Raw genomic sequence first — 17,394 nt, forward strand, 5'->3', positions numbered from 1 at the left:
AAAAAACACGTTTTTCTTGGAAAGTCGGCGCCAGAGAATTGTAATTCATAGTCATGGCTTATATACTTTGGCGGCGATCTCACAGGGTCCTCTGCAACGAGGATGTTTGAAGTTCCGAGCATGTTAACAATGCTTTTCCAAAAGGCACAACAATCGTGAAAAAACAAAGACCTGTAAATTTAGAACTTACAACTATCAGCTTTCCAGCTGCAGCCATCAGTTCCATTCTGCATCGGGTTTCAGGCGTTATTACGCTGATCTCCGTGGCATTACTGGTCTGGGCGCTAGCTGTTTCACTGCAGTCAGCCGAGGGCTTTGCAATGGTGCACGACCTGTTCACCAGCTTCATTGCTAAGTTTATCGCCTGGGGCATCCTGACCGCCTTAAGCTACCACTTATTAGCCGGTATTCGTCATATGTGTATGGATTTAGGTTATTTCGAAGAGCTTAATTCCGGCCGTATCAGTGCACAAATTACCTTTGTGCTGACGATCGTGCTTTCAGTCTTAGCAGGGGTATGGTTATGGTAAAAGTAGCTACAACATTTGGCCGTAGCGGCACTACAGATTACGTTCTGCTACGCGCATCGGCAATTATTCTGGCGTTGTACGCCATTTTCATGGTGAGTTTCCTGGTTTCTGCGGAAACCGTTAATTATGCCGTGTGGACGAACCTGTTCGCCGGTCTTGGCATGAAAATTTTCACCATGTTAGCTCTGACCTCTGTGTTAATTCACGGCTGGATCGGTATCTGGCAGGTTCTTACTGACTACATTAAACGGTCGGGTTTACGAGCTTTCATTCAATTCGTTGTATGCGTCATGCTTATCGTGTGCTGGTTCGCCGGCCTGCTGGTAGTGTGGCCTGTGGAGGGTGTGTAAGTGAGCGTACAAACACTCGAATTTGATGCAGTAGTCATTGGTGCCGGTGGCGCAGGTATGCGCGCGGCATTGCAAATTTCAGAATCAGGCATGAGCTGTGCGCTGATGTCTAAAGTTTTCCCGACCCGCTCGCACACAGTGTCAGCACAGGGTGGTATTACCGTTGCCTTGGGTAACGCCCACGAAGATAACTGGGAATGGCACATGTTCGATACCGTCAAAGGTTCGGACTATATCGGTGACCAGGATGCCATCGAGTACATGTGTAAAACCGGTCCGGAAGCTATTTTAGAACTGGAAAACATGGGTCTGCCATTCTCGCGTTTTGAAAACGGCAAAGTCTATCAGCGTCCGTTTGGCGGTCAGTCAAAAGCCTTTGGTGGCGAGCAGGCAGCGCGTACCGCTGCGGCTGCTGACCGTACTGGTCACGCTTTGCTGCATTTGCTCTATCAGCAAAACGTAAAGAACAAGACCACGGTTTTTTCTGAGTGGTATGCGCTTGATCTGGTGAAAAACCAGGACGGCGCAGTGGTCGGTGTGACCACCCTCAATATTGAAACCGGCGAAGTTTTCTATGTCAAAGCCAAAGCCGTCGTGCTGGCGACAGGTGGCGCGGGTCGTATCTATGCCTCAACCACCAACGCTCACATTAACACCGGTGACGGTGTTGGTATGGCGCTGCGTGCTGGCGTTCCTATGCAGGACATGGAAATGTGGCAGTTCCACCCAACCGGTATTGCCGGCGCCGGTACCCTGGTGACCGAAGGTTGCCGTGGTGAAGGTGGTTACCTGTTAAATAAAGACGGCGAACGCTTCATGGAGCGTTACGCACCAAATGCCAAAGACCTTGCCTCACGTGATGTCGTGGCACGCTCAATGATGACTGAGATCCGCGAAGGTCGTGGCTGTGAAGGTCCCTGGGGACCGCACCTGAAACTGAAGCTGGACCATTTAGGCCGTGACGTTTTAGAAAGCCGTCTGCCGGGCGTTTGTGACCTGGCGAAAACTTTTGCTCACGTGGATCCGGCCGAAGAGCCAATTCCAGTGATTCCAACCTGTCACTATATGATGGGTGGTATTCCTACAGATGTGAACGGCCAGGCGTTACAAATTGACGCCGAAGGTAAAGCGACGCCGATTCAGGGCTTGTTTGCCTGTGGTGAGATTGCTTGTGTATCAGTACACGGCGCGAACCGCCTGGGTGGTAACTCACTGCTTGATCTCGTGGTCTTTGGCCGCGCGACCGGTCTGCACCTGGGTGAAGCACTGGCAGCGAACACTGAAGCACGCGAAGCTAGTCAGGATGATATCGATGCGGGTCTGGCTCGCGTCAATCGCTGGGAAAATACCAAGCAGGGTGAAGATCCGGTACAAATCAAGAAAGACCTGCAGAAGTGCATGCAAATGAACTTCTCGGTCTTCCGTGAAGGTGAAGCAATGAATGAAGGTTTGGCGGAGCTGAAAGAAATCCGCGAACGCCTGAAAAATGCCCGCCTTGATGACAATAGTGCCGAATTTAATACCCAGCGTATCGAGTGCCTGGAACTTGATAACCTGATGGAAACTGCCTATTCGACCGCAGTATCGGCTATCTTCCGTACCGAGAGCCGCGGCGCCCATAGCCGTGCTGACTATCCGGACCGTGATGATGATAACTGGCTGGTACATAGCGTTTACCGTCCGGAAAAAGAAGACATGGTAAAACGTGAAGTGAATATGCAGCCGAAACTGCGTGAAGCATTCCCGCCAAAAGCGCGGACTTACTAAGGTTAGGTGACAACGATGAAGAAGTTAGTTATTTCAGTTTATCGTTACAACCCGGATGTTGATAACGCACCTTACATGAAGGACTACGCCCTCGAAGTTGAGGACGGCCAGGACATGATGGTGCTGGATCTGCTGCTTAAACTTAAAGAGCAGGATCCTACGTTAGCATTCCGTCGCTCATGCCGTGAAGGTGTGTGTGGTTCTGACGGTTTGAACATGAATGGTAAAAATGGTCTGGCATGTATCACCCCAATGTCTGCTCTTAAGGGCAACAAAATCGTGATTCGCCCACTACCTGGCTTACCGGTCATTCGTGACTTGATTGTTGATATGACGCAGTTCTATCAGCAGTACGAGAAAATCAAGCCGTATCTGATTAATGACGACAAAACGCCACCTGCGCGTGAGCGTCTGCAGTCACCGGAAGAGCGTGCTAAGTTAGACGGTCTGTACGAATGTATCCTTTGTGCATGCTGCTCAACCTCATGTCCGTCATTCTGGTGGAACCCGGAAAAGTTCATTGGTCCTGCAGGTCTGCTGCAAGCCTATCGGTTCCTTATCGATAGCCGTGACACGGCAACAGAGGAGCGACTTGGTGACCTTGATGACGCATTCAGTGTGTTCCGTTGCCACGGTATTATGAACTGCGTCAGTGTTTGTCCGAAAGGGCTGAACCCGACAAAGGCTATTGGACACATCAAATCCATGCTATTGAGTCGCGCGATTTAGTCTAATCGCGTTGATTTGCTATAGTAGTGGCCGAGCTGTATCGAAATAGCCATCCAGCTTGGATGGCTATTTTTTTATAAAACGAGTGTGAAGGAACAGCGATGCAAGATGGCGTAATGCAAGCCTGGCTAGAATCCTCCCACCTGGCTGGTGGTAACATGGCTTATGTCGAGGAGCTATTTGAAGTTTATCTCGACGATCCTACTGCTGTTGGTGATGAATGGCGCGAGTTTTTCGACCAGTTGCCGCGTGAAGGTAGCGGCCAGGACACCAAGCACAGTGAAATTCGTGAGCAGTTCCGCAAGCTTGCCAAAGACAAGCTGAAGCAAGCTGGAACCGTGGTCAGCGGCGCACCGGATCAACAGCAAGTGCGCGTGTTACAAATGATCAACGCTTACCGTTTCCGTGGTCATCAACATGCGAACCTGGATCCGCTCGATTTATGGAAGCAAGAAGAAGTTCCGGACTTAACGCTGGAGCATCACGAGCTTTCCAAAGACGACTACGACAAAGAATTCAATGTCGGCTCTCTGGCTGTTGGCCAGGAGACCATGAAGCTGGGTGAAATTCACAAGCTTCTGGAACAGATTTATTGTGAGTCGATTGGTGCTGAGTACATGCACATCGTCTCGACCGAAGAAAAACGTTGGATTCAGCAGCGCCTTGAAGGCATGCGTGGTCGCCCGGAGTTTAAGAGCGAGCAGCAAAAGAAAATTCTGAAAGAATTGGTTGCCGCAGATGGCCTGGAAAAATATCTTGGCTCAAAATTCCCGGGTGCGAAGCGCTTCTCCCTTGAGGGCGGCGACAGTCTGATTCCGATGCTTAAGGCGCTGATTAGCCGCGCTGGCGAACAGGGCACCAAAGAAGCCGTGATTGGTATGGCTCACCGTGGCCGTCTGAACGTGCTGGTGAACGTACTGGGTAAGAAACCGCAGGACTTGTTCGACGAATTTGCCGGGAAACATGGCCAGGGCAAGGGCTCAGGCGATGTGAAGTACCATATGGGCTTCTCGTCTGATTTTGCGACCCCGGGTGGCGACGTTCACCTCGCGCTGGCATTCAACCCATCCCACCTTGAGATCGTCAACCCGGTAGTAATGGGTTCCGTGCGTGCGCGTATGGACCGTCTGGGTGATAAAGATGGCTCAAAAGTGCTGCCGATTACCATCCACGGTGATTCGGCGATTGCCGGCCAGGGCGTGGTGCAAGAAACCTTCAATATGTCGCAGACGCGTGCGTTCCAGTGTGGTGGCTCCATTCGTATTGTGGTGAACAACCAGGTTGGCTTTACCACCTCGAAGCGCGAAGACACGCGTTCAACGCAGTACTGTACTGACATCGCCAAGATGGTGCAGGCACCGATTTTCCACGTGAATGCTGATGACCCTGAAGCCGTGGTATTTGTGACCCAGCTGGCGATTGATTTCCGCAACGAATTCAAACGCGATGTCATGATTGACCTGGTCTGCTACCGTCGTCACGGCCATAACGAGGCAGACGAACCAAGCGCGACCCAACCGTTAATGTATGCGAAAGTGAAAAAGCATTCGGTGGCGCGTAGTATTTACGCGAAGCGTCTGGCCGATGCTGGCGTTGTTGATAAAGACCTTGAAGACAAGCTGGTGGATAATTATCGCGACCTGCTTGATCAGGGTGAGATCGTGGTCGACGAATGGCGTGAAATGAAGTCGCACTCGAGTGACTGGTCTCAATACGTCGGTAACGAGTGGGACGTGGAATACGACGCAAAAATCAGTAAGACCCAGTTAGAAGAGCTGGGTGTGAAGATGAGCAGTATTCCTGACGACCACAAATTGCACTCGCGGGTGAAGAAAGTCTACGACGAACGCATGAAAATGGCGAAGGGCGAAAAGAAGGCCGACTGGGGCTTTGCTGAGACGCTGGCTTATGCTTCGCTGGTCGATCAGGGCGTACGCATTCGTCTGACCGGGCAGGACAGTGGCCGTGGTACTTTCTTCCACCGTCATGCGGTACTGCACAACCAGAAAGACGCTTCGACCTACATGCCGCTGAATAATATTCGCGAGGGGCAGGGGCCGATCGAGATTTATGACTCGGTACTGTCCGAAGAGGGCGTGGTGGCGTTTGAGTACGGCTACGCAACCGCAGAGCCGAACGCTTTAGTCTTGTGGGAAGCGCAGTTCGGTGACTTCGTTAATGGTGCGCAGGTGGTGATTGACCAGTTCCTGAGCTCCGGCGAGCAAAAATGGGGCCGTTTATGTGGTTTAACCCTGTTGTTGCCGCATGGTTATGAAGGTCAGGGTCCTGAGCATAGCTCGGCGCGATTGGAGCGCTTCTTGCAGCTTTCCGCGGATCATAACTGGTCGGTGTGTGTACCCACGACACCTGCTCAGGTATTCCATATGTTACGGCGCCAACACCTGCGTCCGGTTCGCCGGCCGCTGATTGTTATGACGCCAAAATCACTGTTACGTCATCCGTTGGCAGTTTCGGAACTGGATGAGTTGACCGACGGTGTGTTCCAAAACGCGATTGGCGAAATCGATTCTTTAGAAGCGAAAAAAGTTAAACGCGTGGTATTCTGCTCGGGCAAAGTTTATTACGACTTGTTAAAAGAGCGTCGTGAGCGAGAGCTGCAAGACGTGGCGATTATTCGCATTGAACAGTTGTATCCATTCCCGGCAGATGAAGTGGCTGAAATCTTAAAAGATTATAAGCACGTGAAGGATTTTGTCTGGTGTCAGGAAGAGCCACAGAACCAGGGTGCATGGTACAGCAGCCAGCATCACTTCTGGGCGGCAATTCCGAAGGGCGCTAACCTGGTTTATGCGGGCCGGGAAGCATCAGCGGCTCCGGCCGTTGGTTACCTCTCTGAGCACAACAAACAACAGCAAAAATTAGTCGATGACGCGCTAACCATTAAATAGGTGATAATTGACCATGGCTATTGATATTAAAGTTCCACAACTCCCTGAATCTGTTGCTGACGCAACAGTCGCTACCTGGCACGTCAAACCAGGTGACAAAGTGTCACGCGATCAAAATCTGGTCGATATTGAAACCGACAAAGTAGTGTTAGAAGTCACTGCACCGGAAGACGGTGTCATGGGCGACATCGTCGCTGACGAAGGCACCACGGTCGGCGCTGAAGAAGTCATCGGTAAGCTGGAAAAAGGCGATGGCAAAGGCGACGGCTCTGATGACAAAGCGTCGAAAGATAAATCTGATAAGTCAGACGACAAGAAGTCAGACGACAAGAAGTCAGACGACAAAAAATCTGATGACAAAAAGTCTGAGAAGTCAGATAAATCAGACAAAAAAGAAAGCAAGTCAGGTTCAGGCGAAAAGCATGAAGTTAAAGTACCGCAACTGCCTGAGTCAGTGGCGGACGCCACCATCGCGACCTGGCATGTGAAAGCGGGTGAAAAGGTCTCGCGTGATCAGAACCTGGTCGATATCGAAACCGACAAAGTGGTACTTGAAGTTGTTGCTCCGGCTGATGGCGTACTTGCTGAAATTAAGCAGGACGAAGGTGCCACTGTAGGTGCTGATGACGTCATCGGTATCGTTGAAGCGGGTGGTGAAGGCAAAGACAGCTCTGCTGATGATAAATCAGCAGACAAGTCGCAAGCAAAAGAGGACGACAGCGGCGATAGCGACGACAGTGATAAAGAAGTCGTGGGTCCAGCCGTACGTCGCTTGCTTGCCGAGCATAACCTGAAAGTAGCGGACGTGAAGGGCACCGGTAAAGGCGGTCGTGTGACCAAAGAAGACGTAGAGAAGCACGTGAAAGAGGGTGGCAAGAAAGATTCTTCTGCTGCTAAAACCGAAAGCAGCGCACCAGCTGCCGCAGGCGACCGTGATCAGAAACGCGTTCCTATGACACGTTTGCGTAAGACCATTGCTAAGCGCCTGCTGGAAGCGAAAAATGCGACGGCGATGCTGACCACATTTAACGAAGTCAACATGAAGCCGATCATGGACTTGCGTTCTAAGTATAAGGATGAGTTTGAGAAGCGTCATGACACGCGTCTTGGCTTTATGGGCTTCTATGTTAAAGCCGTGACTGAAGCACTGAAACGCTTCCCTGAAGTGAATGCATCGATTGACGGTGATGACATCGTTTATCACAACTACTTTGATATCAGCATTGCAGTGTCAACGCCACGTGGCCTGGTGACCCCGGTACTGCGTGACACCGACAAGATGAGCATTGCTGAAATTGAAAATGGTATCCGTGACCTGGCGATTAAAGGCCGTGACGGCAAGTTGACCATGGACGACATGCAAGGTGGTAACTTCACCATTACCAACGGTGGTGTATTTGGTTCATTGCTGTCAACACCTATCCTGAACCCACCGCAGAGCGCGATTCTGGGTATGCATAAAATTCAGGATCGCCCAATGGCGGTCGACGGTAAGGTTGAAATTCTGCCAATGATGTACTTGGCTCTGTCGTATGACCATCGCATTATCGACGGTAAAGAGTCGGTGGGCTTCCTGGTCACCATTAAAGAGTTATTAGAAGATCCACAACGCTTGTTGCTGGACATCTAAGCGGAGTAAGGCCGCATGTTGCATTCTGTGGACATACACATGCGGCTGTCTTTTTTGCGCGCAAAACTGTAAAATATGCGCGAAATTTTCGGGTAAGCAGCATTAGGCTGCTTTTGTTGTTCAAACGAATCGGAAGATCATCATGAATTTGCATGAGTATCAGGCCAAACAACTCTTTAAAGAGTTCGGTTTGCCAGTATCTGAAGGCTACGCAGTAGACACTGCTGACGAAGCCGTTGAAGCTGCCAAGAAGATTGGCGGTGAGCGTTGGGTGGTTAAAGCACAAGTTCACGCCGGTGGCCGTGGTAAAGCGGGCGGTGTAAAACTTGTTTCCAGCCTTGACGAAGTACGTGACTTTGCCAGCAACTGGTTAGGTAAGAACCTGGTCACTTACCAAACGGACGCGAACGGTCAGCCGGTTGCGAAAATTTTGGTTGAGAGCCTGACTGATATCGCTTCAGAACTGTACTTAGGCGCAGTTGTTGACCGTGCTACACGTAAGATCGTGTTCATGGCGTCAACCGAAGGTGGTGTTGAAATCGAGAAAGTCGCTGAAGAAACACCTGAAAAAATTCTGAAAGCAGTTGTTGATCCGACGGTCGGTGCACAGCCGTTCCAGGGTCGTGAGCTGGGCTTCAAATTAGGTCTGAACCCAGACCAGGTGAAGCAGTTCACCAAGATTTTCCTGGGTCTTGCGAAAATGTTCGAACAGTACGACTTCGCACTGCTCGAGATCAACCCGTTGGTCATCACTGAGCAAGGCAACCTGCACTGTCTGGACGGTAAGATCAATATCGACAGCAACGCGCTGTACCGTCAGCCAAAAATCCGCGAAATGCATGACCCGTCACAAGAAGACGAGCGTGAAGCGCAAGCGGCGAAGTGGGAACTGAACTACGTAGCGCTGGACGGCAACATCGGCTGTATGGTTAACGGCGCGGGGCTGGCCATGGGTACCATGGACATCGTTAAGCTTGCAGGCGGTCAGCCGGCGAACTTCCTGGATGTTGGTGGCGGCGCTACCAAAGAGCGTGTTACTGAAGCATTCAAAATCATCCTGTCGGATGACGCAGTACAAGCCGTATTAGTAAATATCTTCGGCGGTATCGTACGTTGTGACATGATCGCAGAAGGCATCATGGGTGCAGTTGAAGAAGTAGGCGTTAAAGTTCCTGTAGTTGTTCGCCTGGAAGGTAACAACGCAGACTTAGGTCGTCAGAAATTAGCAGAAAGTGGCCTGAACATCATCGCAGCAGAGAGCTTATCTGACGCTGCTGATAAAGTGGTTGCTGCGGCAGGAGGTCAATAATGTCTATCTTGATCGATAAAAACACCAAAGTTATCTGCCAGGGTTTCACTGGTGGTCAGGGTACGTTCCACTCTGAGCAAGCTATCGCGTACGGTACGCAAATGGTCGGTGGTGTAACGCCAGGTAAAGGCGGTCAGACGCATCTGGGCCTGCCAGTGTTTAACACTGTGCGTGAAGCGGTTGAAGAAACGGGTGCAACTGCATCTGTTATCTACGTACCAGCACCTTTCTGTAAAGACTCAATCATTGAAGCTGCTGACGCAGGTATCGAACTGATCGTTTGTATCACTGAAGGTATCCCAACGCTGGATATGCTGTATGTGAAAGAATACCTGACGCACAAAGGCGTGCGCATGATCGGTCCTAACTGCCCGGGCGTGATTACTCCAGACGAGTGCAAAATCGGCATCATGCCAGGTCACATCCATAAAGCGGGTAAAGTCGGTATCGTTTCACGTTCAGGTACCCTTACCTATGAAGCGGTGAAGCAAACCACTGACGAAGGCTTCGGCCAGTCGACCTGTGTTGGTATCGGTGGTGACCCGATCCCTGGTTCTAACTTCATCGACATTCTGGAAATGTTTGAAAAAGATCCAGCGACCGAAGCAATCGTCATGATCGGTGAGATCGGTGGTACCGCAGAAGAAGAAGCTGCTGAATACATCAAAAACAACGTGACCAAACCAGTGGTGTCTTACATCGCTGGTGTAACGGCTCCTCCGGGTAAGCGTATGGGTCACGCGGGCGCTATCATCTCTGGTGGTAAAGGTACTGCGGACGAGAAGTTCGCTGCCCTTGAAGCCGCTGGCGTGAAAACCGTCCGTAGCCTTGCCGATATCGGTAAAGCACTGCGCGAGAAAACCGGCTGGTAAGCCACGCGCTGGTTAAAAAGTAAAGTACAAAGGCACCTTCGGCAACGTCGGTGCCTTTTTTATGGCGATTGTCAGAATGATCATAAGTAAAGCTGTACTAACGCTATTGGCGCTGTGTGCGTTTGCCGGCAATTCAGTGCTGTGCCGCTGGGCTTTGGCTGAATACGAAATGGCGCCGGCGAGCTTTACCCTCATCAGGCTGTTAAGCGGCGCGGCGGTGCTGTTCTTTCTGATAAGAGGGCAGTCTGCCAGAATGCGGGCGTCGATGCCGCTGCGTGCCGGACTTTCATGGTGGGGCGCGCTGTGGTTAGCTGTTTATGCCTACGCTTTCGCCTTTGCCTATATTGAGCTGGCGACGGGAGTGGGAGCCTTAGTGCTTTTTACCTGCGTGCAGTTGAGCATGTTACTTATTGGCGCCTGGCGCGGCATGCGCTATAGCGCGATTGAGTTGCTGGGTATTATTATGGCGCTGGCAGGCTTTGGTTATCTGATTGCGCCGCAATTAGCTACGCCTTTTAGCGGCACTGCGGTGCTGTTAATGATGATCGCCGGCGTTGCCTGGGGGGCGTATAGCACGGTTGGACGTGGCGCGTCGACGCCACTTACCGATACGTTTATTCACTTCGCCCGTGCCGCTTTATTAAGTTTACCGTTGCTGCCACTTATCTTTCTGAGTGAGCCCCTGAGCTGGCCGCCGCTGGCACTCGCGGTAGCCTCAGGCGCATTAACTTCAGCAGTCGGCTATGCGATCTGGTTTAAAGTTTTACCGCACTTAAGGGTGAGTAGCGCAGCTGTTGCCCAGTTAGCTGTGCCAGTTCTTGCTGCTTGTGGCGGTATTATTTTTGTAGCAGAGCCGATAACTCAGCGCTTCGTGATCGCATGCGGCGTGATTTTAAGCGGCATTTTGCTGGTAATTCTGCGGCGGGAAAAAAAGATTGACGCAACTAAAACAAAACATATTAATTAACTAGAATTCATCCTTTTACAAATTCTTATAATGCGCTAGGCTATTTCCTGAACAGTGACTACCACACTAAAGTTGTCGCGACGGGGACACACCAATGAAAAAGTGGATTTTGCTCGCTATCTTAGCGCTGGCTGCCTGGAACTACCATCTTAACAAACAGGCAGAGCAGCGGGGCGAAGAGCGCGGGCTGATTAAGGAAATTGTACAGGGGGTACAAGGCGCGGTGTTTAAACATGATCCGCGGTTTCGTTGTGACGGTCGGCGGTTTTGTCATGAAATGCGCTCTGCCGAAGAAGCTTTATTCTTTTTAAGTAATTGCCCGGAAACACAGCTGGACGATAATGCCAATGGTATTCCCTGTGAGGAAGACTTTCCGCCCGAAGAAAATCTTACCGCCGGGCAAAACTAACACTCAGGCTTGGCCTTTGGCACGCTTCGATCGTATGCTGTACCTCATTGACGATCGGGGTAACTTAGTATGCACAAAAAGTTTGTTCTGTTCATTCTCTTAGGCTGCGCCATTGCGATTTGGTTTGCTGCTGAATGGTTGCGCGAGAACTCCCACGCGCAAGTTCAGGTGCAAATGAGCAAGACTGATAAAGATGAGTGGTTTGTTGCCTATGGCTTTGATGAATCGGTCACGCGAGTGACCTTTGTGCGTAATCCTGATCATTCCCGACTTGAGCGCTGGCAGGCCATCGATACCGACTTTTATATTGGTGTCGATAGCGAGACCAATGAAGAATATATCGCGCGTATCGACGGTCTGGCTTTTAACAGCGTAGCTTTCCAGCTTGAACCTACCTATGTCACTTTGCGCAAAGATTATGCGCCATTCTCGCCCTTTAGTGACGGTGGCATGTCCTGGTTTACCGGACGTTTTAAAGTCTGTCCGCAAAGTTGTGCAAGCGCGCTGCGTTTTAGCTATGACTTTTCGATGGAGGCACCGCTGAGTGATTTTGTGCGCTTACCGGAACAAAGTGAACGCGGACAGCTTGAATGGCAGGAATCCGCCAGCGACGGACACGTCGTTTACGTTGGCCCACAGGCACCGGGGCCAACGGCCGAACACGGCTTTGAGACCATTATCGATCCTATTTTGCCGACCTCGTTAAAGCAGCGTTTATTGCGCGACGTGCCACCGTTGACTGCGTTCTTTAATCAACGCATGCCCCATCTTGAAGAGCGTCCAATGCTGTTGGCCTCGTTCAGTCCAACCGATGATGGGCGTTACGGTTATCAGGGCGGGGTCATCGGCAATCAGATGGTGCTGCACTGGTACGGGCACAGTATGGCCGAGCGTATTACCGCACCTTACTTTATTGAAGACACGCTGTGGTTTGTCGCGCATGAGTTTGCGCATTTGTATCAGTCGGGGCAATTTAATAACGAGTCAGCCTGGATTCATGAAGGCGCAGCTGAATTTATGGCATTGGAATATCTGCGCTCTATTCACGCCAACTCAATATATCTGGCGCATCGCGTCCGTAAGGCGCAAGAGCAATGCGCCAACAGTAACGATAAGTTCGAACTACATTATGCCTGCGGCCTGCTGTGGGCCGCGGCAATTGACGAACAAATTAAGCGCGAGTATCCGCATGGCTTATTTTTTCTTTGGTACATGTATGTGCGTGAAATGGCCGAGCAAAGCTTTCCTGAGCCAGTTGATCTCTATTTTGAGCTGATGACTCAACTTACCAGTGAGAGCTTCGTGCAGGAAATGCGGGAAACCATCGCGCAGCGTTTCAATCAGTTACCTGACGAGACGGCTTCTCCGTTATAGCGTAGGTCTGACGGACAAAGTCGATCGTCAGGCGACTTGTCTGCAAAGCTCTTGCGCCAATACCGGCGATATCCGCGGGGCCCGGGATTAAGGTCTGACGGTTAGCAAAGCAAACATCGTTCAGACAAAACGGCTTCGGTACCTGCACCAGTTTTAATTGCGTCTTGCCGCTGGCGATGTGCGCTTCTATGGTTTTGCCTTGCAGTTGCGTTAGCGCTAAGTCTTCTGCTAATGACTGGTGCAAACTAAAGCCCGCCAGATTTCCGGTATCCAAATGTGCCGGAAAGCGTATCCCGTCATACTGCAGCTCAACCGTGATATGTCCATCACTGTAGCTGAAAGGTGTGGAGCCGGCGCCCAAAGCTGACTCGGTCCACTGAGTAATTTGTCACTTTGAGCTTATTGCCTAACATGTCGGCGGTGTAACTGTTACCGGTCGGTTTCAGTCCGATCCGGCGCGCTGCGGCAGGAGCTATATTCAGTGAGCCTGGCGCACCCGTATCAAGGAAAAAGCGTAGCTTATGCCCATTAATGGTTACTGGCATCAACACTGCGTCCTTAAGCAGAGTTGAAGGATTCTGAAAAGTTCTGATGCTGTCATTGAACTATTTAGCTGCAACTGCCATACCTAAACTGTCAGAACCACACCTATCAAGACTTTGTCGGGGAGCAGTTTATGAAATTAATAAAGACACACATTGTGCTCAGCTTATTGCTGGGCGCAGCTCTTTCCAGCCCTGCGACGCAAGCCGCGGAGCATAAGTTCGAGCAGGCGCCGGGGTATTATCATATGAATATCGGTGATTTTCGTATTACCGCGCTGAACGACGGTACCCGCGATATGGCGGCGCACCGGTTGCTGCATTGGGACGAGGAGAAAATTCAGGCGGCGTTGGCAGAGCATTATTTAACGTCACCGGTTGAGGGCTCAATTAATGGCTTTTTAGTCAACACCGGCGAGCAGCAAATACTGATTGATACCGGCATGGGTGACGGGGTCAGTCCTAACCTCGGACAACTGAGCGCGCACTTACAAGCGGCAGGCTACCAGCTTACTGATATTGATGCAGTTTACATTACCCACATGCATGGCGATCACATTAGTGGGTTGTTGACCGACGGTGAACGTACGTTCCCTAACGCCAGGCTTTATGTGCACGAGCGCGACGCCAACTATTGGCTTAGCGAAACAGAAATGAATAAAGCTCCTGAGGGGCGCAAGGGTAGCTTTAAGAATGCTATGCGGCTATTTGCGCCTTATCAGAACGCCAACGCCCTGATAACCTTCAGCGACGGTCAGCAGTTACACGATGGTATTATTGTCAATCCAACGCCGGGACACACGCCGGGTCATAGCGTTTACCGGGTAGAAAGCGACGCTGAGACGATGGTGATTTGGGGGGATACCCTGCATGTTGCAGCAGTACAATTCGCGCATCCAGAAGTCACCATTGCTTATGACAGCAACCCTGACGAAGCGCGCGCTCAACGCTTGCAGTTACTTGAGAAAGTCGCCGCCGAGGGACACTGGGTTGCCGGCGCGCATATTTCGTTTCCGGGCATTGGACGCGTGAAAAAAGAAGCTGACGGCTACCGCTGGGTACCCGCCAACTATACCACGCAAATTGATTAAGCTGAGTCTGGCCTTAAGCCAGTTCTGCTATGGCCTCGTCAGCAGCCTGTAAGGCCTGTTGACGGGGCGCTTCGCCTAAATTCACACCCTCAGCACGAATCACCGTAACATCGGTAATGCCAATAAAGCCCAATGCATTGCGCAGGTAGCTTTCCTGATGATCCATAGCTGCGGCTGCGCCTTCGCTGTAAATACCGCCACGACCCGAGGCGATATATACCTTTTTACCGGTCAGTAGCCCCTGGAGGCCCTGTTCTGTGTACTTAAAGGTCACTCCCGCTTTTAGTACCCGATCAAACCACGCCTTCAGTTGTGTAGGGATGGTGAAGTTGTACATAGGGGCGCCGATCACCACGACATCAGCGGCAAACAGCTCGTCCAATAATGTTTGTGTTAACGGCTGTTGTTCTGCCAGCAGCGTTTCGGCGTCCAGGTGCGGCACCGGATCGGTGACTAAATCACGGTAAACTACTTGATCCGCTTCGCCGGCAATGCGCTCGACAATCTGCTTACTAAGCTTACGGCTGACTGACTGTTCAACAAAAAGACCTGAGTCCAAGTGTAAAATGTTCATAAATGAATTCTCCAGAATTTGTGCGCTGTGAAATTATGAACGACAGTCTACAGGGTTCCAAAAATGGTTGTAGAGGGCTAATATGGAATAAAACGTTCCAAAATTGGAACGAAATCGGTTATCACAAGGAGCCCCTGATGAGTCTGCCCGATTTAACCAACTATCTTATCTTTGCCAGGGTGGTCGCCGCGGGCAGTATCAGTGCCGGCGCGCGTGAACTTGGTATGCCCAAGTCGACGATCAGCCGCAGGCTCAGCGAACTCGAAGAAGAGCAGGGCATCCGGCTGGTGCATCGCACCCGTCGCGGCCTGAAACTAACCGACGTCGGGCAGGCTTTTTTGCAACATTGCGAGGCGCTGGTAAGTGCCGCAGAAGCGGCGCAACAGGTGACGCAACTGGTACGTGAAAAGCCGCGCGGCACCATTCATGTCAGCGCACCCTACGGCCTGAGCCAGAGTTTGCTGACACTGCTGTTGCCACCATTTATGCAGGCGTATCCGGAAGTGGTGATTGAGCTGGTGGTTACCAACCGTCCGGTCAACTTGCTGGATGAAGGCATTGATGTGGCGTTACGCGTGCGCTCGAGTATCGAAGACTCATCATTGATTGCCCGACCGCTGTCCGATGCACCGCTAACCTTGTATGGCGCACCTGAACTTCTTGAACGCCGCGGTATTCCCAAACATCCGTTAGACTTGCTCGATTTCCCGCAACTATCGCTGCATTACACCAGTGGGCGTTATGCCTATCAGTTGACGGCCGATGATGGTGACCAGCTAACCATCAGTTTTCAGCCGCGCCTGATTACCGATGACATGCTGGTGCTACGCGAGGCGGCTATTCAAGGCGAGGGGTTGGTGGCGTTACCGAACTATCTGTGTGTCGAGGCCGTCAGCGCCGGACAACTACAACGGGTGTTGCCCAACTGGCAGTTACCGATGGGCATTATGCACCTGGTGTATCCGCATCGGCGCGGGTTATTGCCGGCGGTACGGGTTTTTATTGATTATCTGGTGGAACATATTCCTGCGGTGGCGCAACGTTCCTTATTGATCGGATAGCCGATGCTCTCTACAATCATTCAAACGATTGTTTGAAAAAGAGCAGAGCAACTATGGACTTTCAACCCAGCGCAAAAACGCTTGAGTACCGTAAGAAACTGATTCAATTCATAAAAGATAATATAGAACCGATTGAATCGAATTATCATAAAGAAAACCGCCGGCTGAATGCCGACGGCAACTGGCGTCACTGGGAAGTCCCCCCCGTGGTTGCCGAGCTGAAGGCCAAAGCGCGTGAGCAAGGGCTATGGAATCTGTTTTTACCGGATGCGGAACTCGGAGCAGGCCTGACCACGCTGGAATACGCGCCGCTGGCAGAGGTAATGGGACATAGCTTACTGGCACCGGAAATCTTCAACTGCAACGCGCCGGATACCGGCAATATGGAAGTGCTTTACCATTTTGGTTCGCAGGCACAAAAGGAACAGTGGCTTGAGCCGTTATTGGCAGGTGAGATTCGCTCAGTTTTTTGTATGACCGAGCCTGATGTTGCTTCCTCAGATGCGACTAATATGCAGACCAAGATCGTCGCTGACGGCGACGAGGTAGTGATTAGTGGCCGCAAATGGTGGTCTACCGGGCTTGGCCATCCTGACGCTGCATTCGCTATTGTCATGGGCCTCACAGACGAGGATGCGCCGAAGCATCAGCGACATTCCATGGTGTTGGTGCCGCTCGATGCCAAAGGAGTAACTATTGAACGCATGTTACCGGCGTTTGGTGAATATGACGCGCCGTATGGCCATGGTGAAGTGGTCTTTGACAAGGTTCGGGTACCCAAAGAAAACGTGATTGGCGAACTTGGTGATGGCTTTAAAATAGCCCAGGGGCGCCTGGGGCCTGGACGCATCCATCACTGTATGCGCGCCCTCGGCGCCGCCGAGAAAGCCATGCAACTGTTTATGAAGCGTGGTCAGGATCGCATCGCCTTTGGTCGACCATTACTGCAGCTTGGTGGCAATTCTGAGCGGGTCGCTGACATGCGTATTGCTATTGATCAGGCACGTTTACTGACCTTTTTTGCCGCCTGGAAGATCGATCAGGTCGGCGCAATGAAGGCGCTGGCAGAAATCTCTGCGATTAAAGTTGTGGCGCCCAACGTACTGCAACAGGTGGTGGATGAAACCATTCAGTTATTCGGCGGTGCCGGCGTCAGTCATGACGTACCGCTGACGCAATTGTTCGCGGTGGCCCGGGCGCTGCGCATTGCCGATGGGCCCGATGCTGTGCATCGTGCCACCATTGCCAAGGTTGAGCTGGCCAAATACCGGGAGCGCTGA

At 51.4% G+C, this 17,394-nt stretch carries 17 protein-coding genes; 14 read left to right on the forward strand and 3 right to left on the reverse strand.

Features of this window, described 5'->3' with window-relative positions:
- The first annotated feature begins 155 nt into the window (after positions 1-155).
- The 11 genes from sdhC (at position 156) to CWI71_RS04600 (ending at position 12,846) form a co-directional block, all read left to right on the forward strand.
- Positions 156-530 carry a succinate dehydrogenase cytochrome b556 subunit gene (gene sdhC, locus CWI71_RS04550; RefSeq protein ID WP_126754088.1) on the forward strand — a complete coding sequence of 125 codons (375 nt, stop codon included), beginning with the start codon at positions 156-158 and terminating at the stop codon, positions 528-530.
- The gene (sdhD, locus tag CWI71_RS04555; RefSeq protein WP_126754089.1) at positions 524-880 is read left to right on the forward strand and encodes a succinate dehydrogenase, hydrophobic membrane anchor protein; all 357 of its coding nucleotides are present in this window, start codon (positions 524-526) and stop codon (positions 878-880) included. The genes sdhC and sdhD overlap by 7 nt, the downstream gene beginning before the upstream one ends.
- Positions 881-2,647, forward strand: coding sequence for a succinate dehydrogenase flavoprotein subunit (gene sdhA, locus CWI71_RS04560; protein ID WP_126754090.1), 1,767 nt, complete (start codon positions 881-883; stop codon positions 2,645-2,647).
- Positions 2,648-2,662: 15 nt separating this feature from the next.
- Positions 2,663-3,376, forward strand: coding sequence for a succinate dehydrogenase iron-sulfur subunit (locus tag CWI71_RS04565; protein ID WP_126754091.1), 714 nt, complete (start codon positions 2,663-2,665; stop codon positions 3,374-3,376).
- 101 nt (positions 3,377-3,477) lie between these two features.
- Positions 3,478-6,285, forward strand: a complete 2,808-nt coding sequence (locus tag CWI71_RS04570; RefSeq protein WP_126754092.1) for a 2-oxoglutarate dehydrogenase E1 component — start codon at positions 3,478-3,480, stop codon at positions 6,283-6,285.
- A gap of 13 nt (positions 6,286-6,298) precedes the next feature.
- A complete protein-coding gene (odhB, locus tag CWI71_RS04575) occupies positions 6,299-7,915 on the forward strand; it encodes a 2-oxoglutarate dehydrogenase complex dihydrolipoyllysine-residue succinyltransferase (protein ID WP_126754093.1) in 1,617 nt (538 codons plus the stop codon).
- Between the two features lie 142 nt (positions 7,916-8,057).
- Entirely contained in the window at positions 8,058-9,224 is a 1,167-nt protein-coding gene (gene sucC, locus CWI71_RS04580) for an ADP-forming succinate--CoA ligase subunit beta (protein ID WP_126754094.1), read from the forward strand.
- Entirely contained in the window at positions 9,224-10,096 is an 873-nt protein-coding gene (gene sucD / locus CWI71_RS04585) for a succinate--CoA ligase subunit alpha (protein WP_126754095.1), read from the forward strand. Before sucC ends, sucD begins: the two co-directional genes overlap by 1 nt.
- Positions 10,097-10,157: 61 nt before the next feature.
- Positions 10,158-11,063, forward strand: coding sequence for a DMT family transporter (locus tag CWI71_RS04590; protein WP_198678729.1), 906 nt, complete (start codon positions 10,158-10,160; stop codon positions 11,061-11,063).
- A gap of 94 nt (positions 11,064-11,157) precedes the next feature.
- On the forward strand, positions 11,158-11,472 hold the full coding sequence (locus CWI71_RS04595) for an excalibur calcium-binding domain-containing protein (RefSeq protein WP_126754096.1): 315 nt from the start codon (positions 11,158-11,160) through the stop codon (positions 11,470-11,472).
- 69 nt (positions 11,473-11,541) lie between these two features.
- A complete protein-coding gene (locus CWI71_RS04600) occupies positions 11,542-12,846 on the forward strand; it encodes a hypothetical protein (protein ID WP_126754097.1) in 1,305 nt (434 codons plus the stop codon).
- Here CWI71_RS04600 and CWI71_RS04605 read toward each other — a convergent pair.
- Both CWI71_RS04605 and CWI71_RS04610 read right to left on the reverse strand, forming a co-directional pair.
- Positions 12,809-13,207 (reverse strand): pepsin/retropepsin-like aspartic protease family protein, encoded by a 399-nt coding sequence (locus CWI71_RS04605; protein WP_126754098.1) that lies wholly within the window; start codon positions 13,205-13,207, stop codon positions 12,809-12,811. The two genes, CWI71_RS04600 and CWI71_RS04605, sit on opposite strands and share 38 nt — an antisense overlap.
- Positions 13,173-13,391, reverse strand: coding sequence for a retropepsin-like aspartic protease (locus CWI71_RS04610; protein ID WP_126754099.1), 219 nt, complete (start codon positions 13,389-13,391; stop codon positions 13,173-13,175). Before CWI71_RS04610 ends, CWI71_RS04605 begins: the two co-directional genes overlap by 35 nt.
- A 131-nt stretch (positions 13,392-13,522) precedes the next feature.
- On the opposite strand from CWI71_RS04610, the gene CWI71_RS04615 reads away from it, so the two are divergent.
- On the forward strand, positions 13,523-14,479 hold the full coding sequence (locus CWI71_RS04615; protein ID WP_126754100.1) for an MBL fold metallo-hydrolase: 957 nt from the start codon (positions 13,523-13,525) through the stop codon (positions 14,477-14,479).
- A 13-nt stretch (positions 14,480-14,492) separates the two neighbouring features.
- Here CWI71_RS04615 and CWI71_RS04620 read toward each other — a convergent pair whose 3' ends face one another.
- Positions 14,493-15,053 carry an FMN-dependent NADH-azoreductase gene (locus tag CWI71_RS04620; protein WP_126754101.1) on the reverse strand — a complete coding sequence of 187 codons (561 nt, stop codon included), beginning with the start codon at positions 15,051-15,053 and terminating at the stop codon, positions 14,493-14,495.
- A 137-nt stretch (positions 15,054-15,190) separates the two neighbouring features.
- Here CWI71_RS04620 and CWI71_RS04625 point away from each other — a divergent pair, with 137 nt between their 5' ends.
- Together CWI71_RS04625 and CWI71_RS04630 are read left to right on the forward strand one after the other, a co-directional pair.
- Positions 15,191-16,114, forward strand: coding sequence for a LysR family transcriptional regulator (locus CWI71_RS04625; RefSeq protein ID WP_126754102.1), 924 nt, complete (start codon positions 15,191-15,193; stop codon positions 16,112-16,114).
- A gap of 53 nt (positions 16,115-16,167) precedes the next feature.
- On the forward strand, positions 16,168-17,394 hold the full coding sequence (locus CWI71_RS04630; protein ID WP_126754103.1) for an acyl-CoA dehydrogenase family protein: 1,227 nt from the start codon (positions 16,168-16,170) through the stop codon (positions 17,392-17,394).

The organism is Pseudidiomarina insulisalsae (assembly GCF_003987065.1).
Lineage (GTDB): Bacteria > Pseudomonadota > Gammaproteobacteria > Enterobacterales > Alteromonadaceae > Pseudidiomarina > Pseudidiomarina insulisalsae.

What these genes read in the sequence shown, in the direction of transcription:
- CWI71_RS04615 (WP_126754100.1), top strand. Translation starts at nt 13,523, where the DNA reads ATGAAATTAATAAAGACACACATTGTGCTCAGCTTATTGCTGGGCGCA.
- CWI71_RS04620 (WP_126754101.1), bottom strand. Translation starts at nt 15,053, where the DNA reads ATGAACATTTTACACTTGGACTCAGGTCTTTTTGTTGAACAGTCAGTC.
- CWI71_RS04610 (WP_126754099.1), bottom strand. Translation starts at nt 13,391, where the DNA reads ATGCCAGTAACCATTAATGGGCATAAGCTACGCTTTTTCCTTGATACG.
- CWI71_RS04625 (WP_126754102.1), top strand. Translation starts at nt 15,191, where the DNA reads ATGAGTCTGCCCGATTTAACCAACTATCTTATCTTTGCCAGGGTGGTC.
- odhB (WP_126754093.1), top strand. Translation starts at nt 6,299, where the DNA reads ATGGCTATTGATATTAAAGTTCCACAACTCCCTGAATCTGTTGCTGAC.
- sucD (WP_126754095.1), top strand. Translation starts at nt 9,224, where the DNA reads ATGTCTATCTTGATCGATAAAAACACCAAAGTTATCTGCCAGGGTTTC.
- CWI71_RS04630 (WP_126754103.1), top strand. Translation starts at nt 16,168, where the DNA reads ATGGACTTTCAACCCAGCGCAAAAACGCTTGAGTACCGTAAGAAACTG.
- CWI71_RS04590 (WP_198678729.1), top strand. Translation starts at nt 10,158, where the DNA reads ATGGCGATTGTCAGAATGATCATAAGTAAAGCTGTACTAACGCTATTG.
- CWI71_RS04595 (WP_126754096.1), top strand. Translation starts at nt 11,158, where the DNA reads ATGAAAAAGTGGATTTTGCTCGCTATCTTAGCGCTGGCTGCCTGGAAC.
- CWI71_RS04600 (WP_126754097.1), top strand. Translation starts at nt 11,542, where the DNA reads ATGCACAAAAAGTTTGTTCTGTTCATTCTCTTAGGCTGCGCCATTGCG.
- sucC (WP_126754094.1), top strand. Translation starts at nt 8,058, where the DNA reads ATGAATTTGCATGAGTATCAGGCCAAACAACTCTTTAAAGAGTTCGGT.
- CWI71_RS04570 (WP_126754092.1), top strand. Translation starts at nt 3,478, where the DNA reads ATGCAAGATGGCGTAATGCAAGCCTGGCTAGAATCCTCCCACCTGGCT.
- CWI71_RS04565 (WP_126754091.1), top strand. Translation starts at nt 2,663, where the DNA reads ATGAAGAAGTTAGTTATTTCAGTTTATCGTTACAACCCGGATGTTGAT.
- sdhD (WP_126754089.1), top strand. Translation starts at nt 524, where the DNA reads ATGGTAAAAGTAGCTACAACATTTGGCCGTAGCGGCACTACAGATTAC.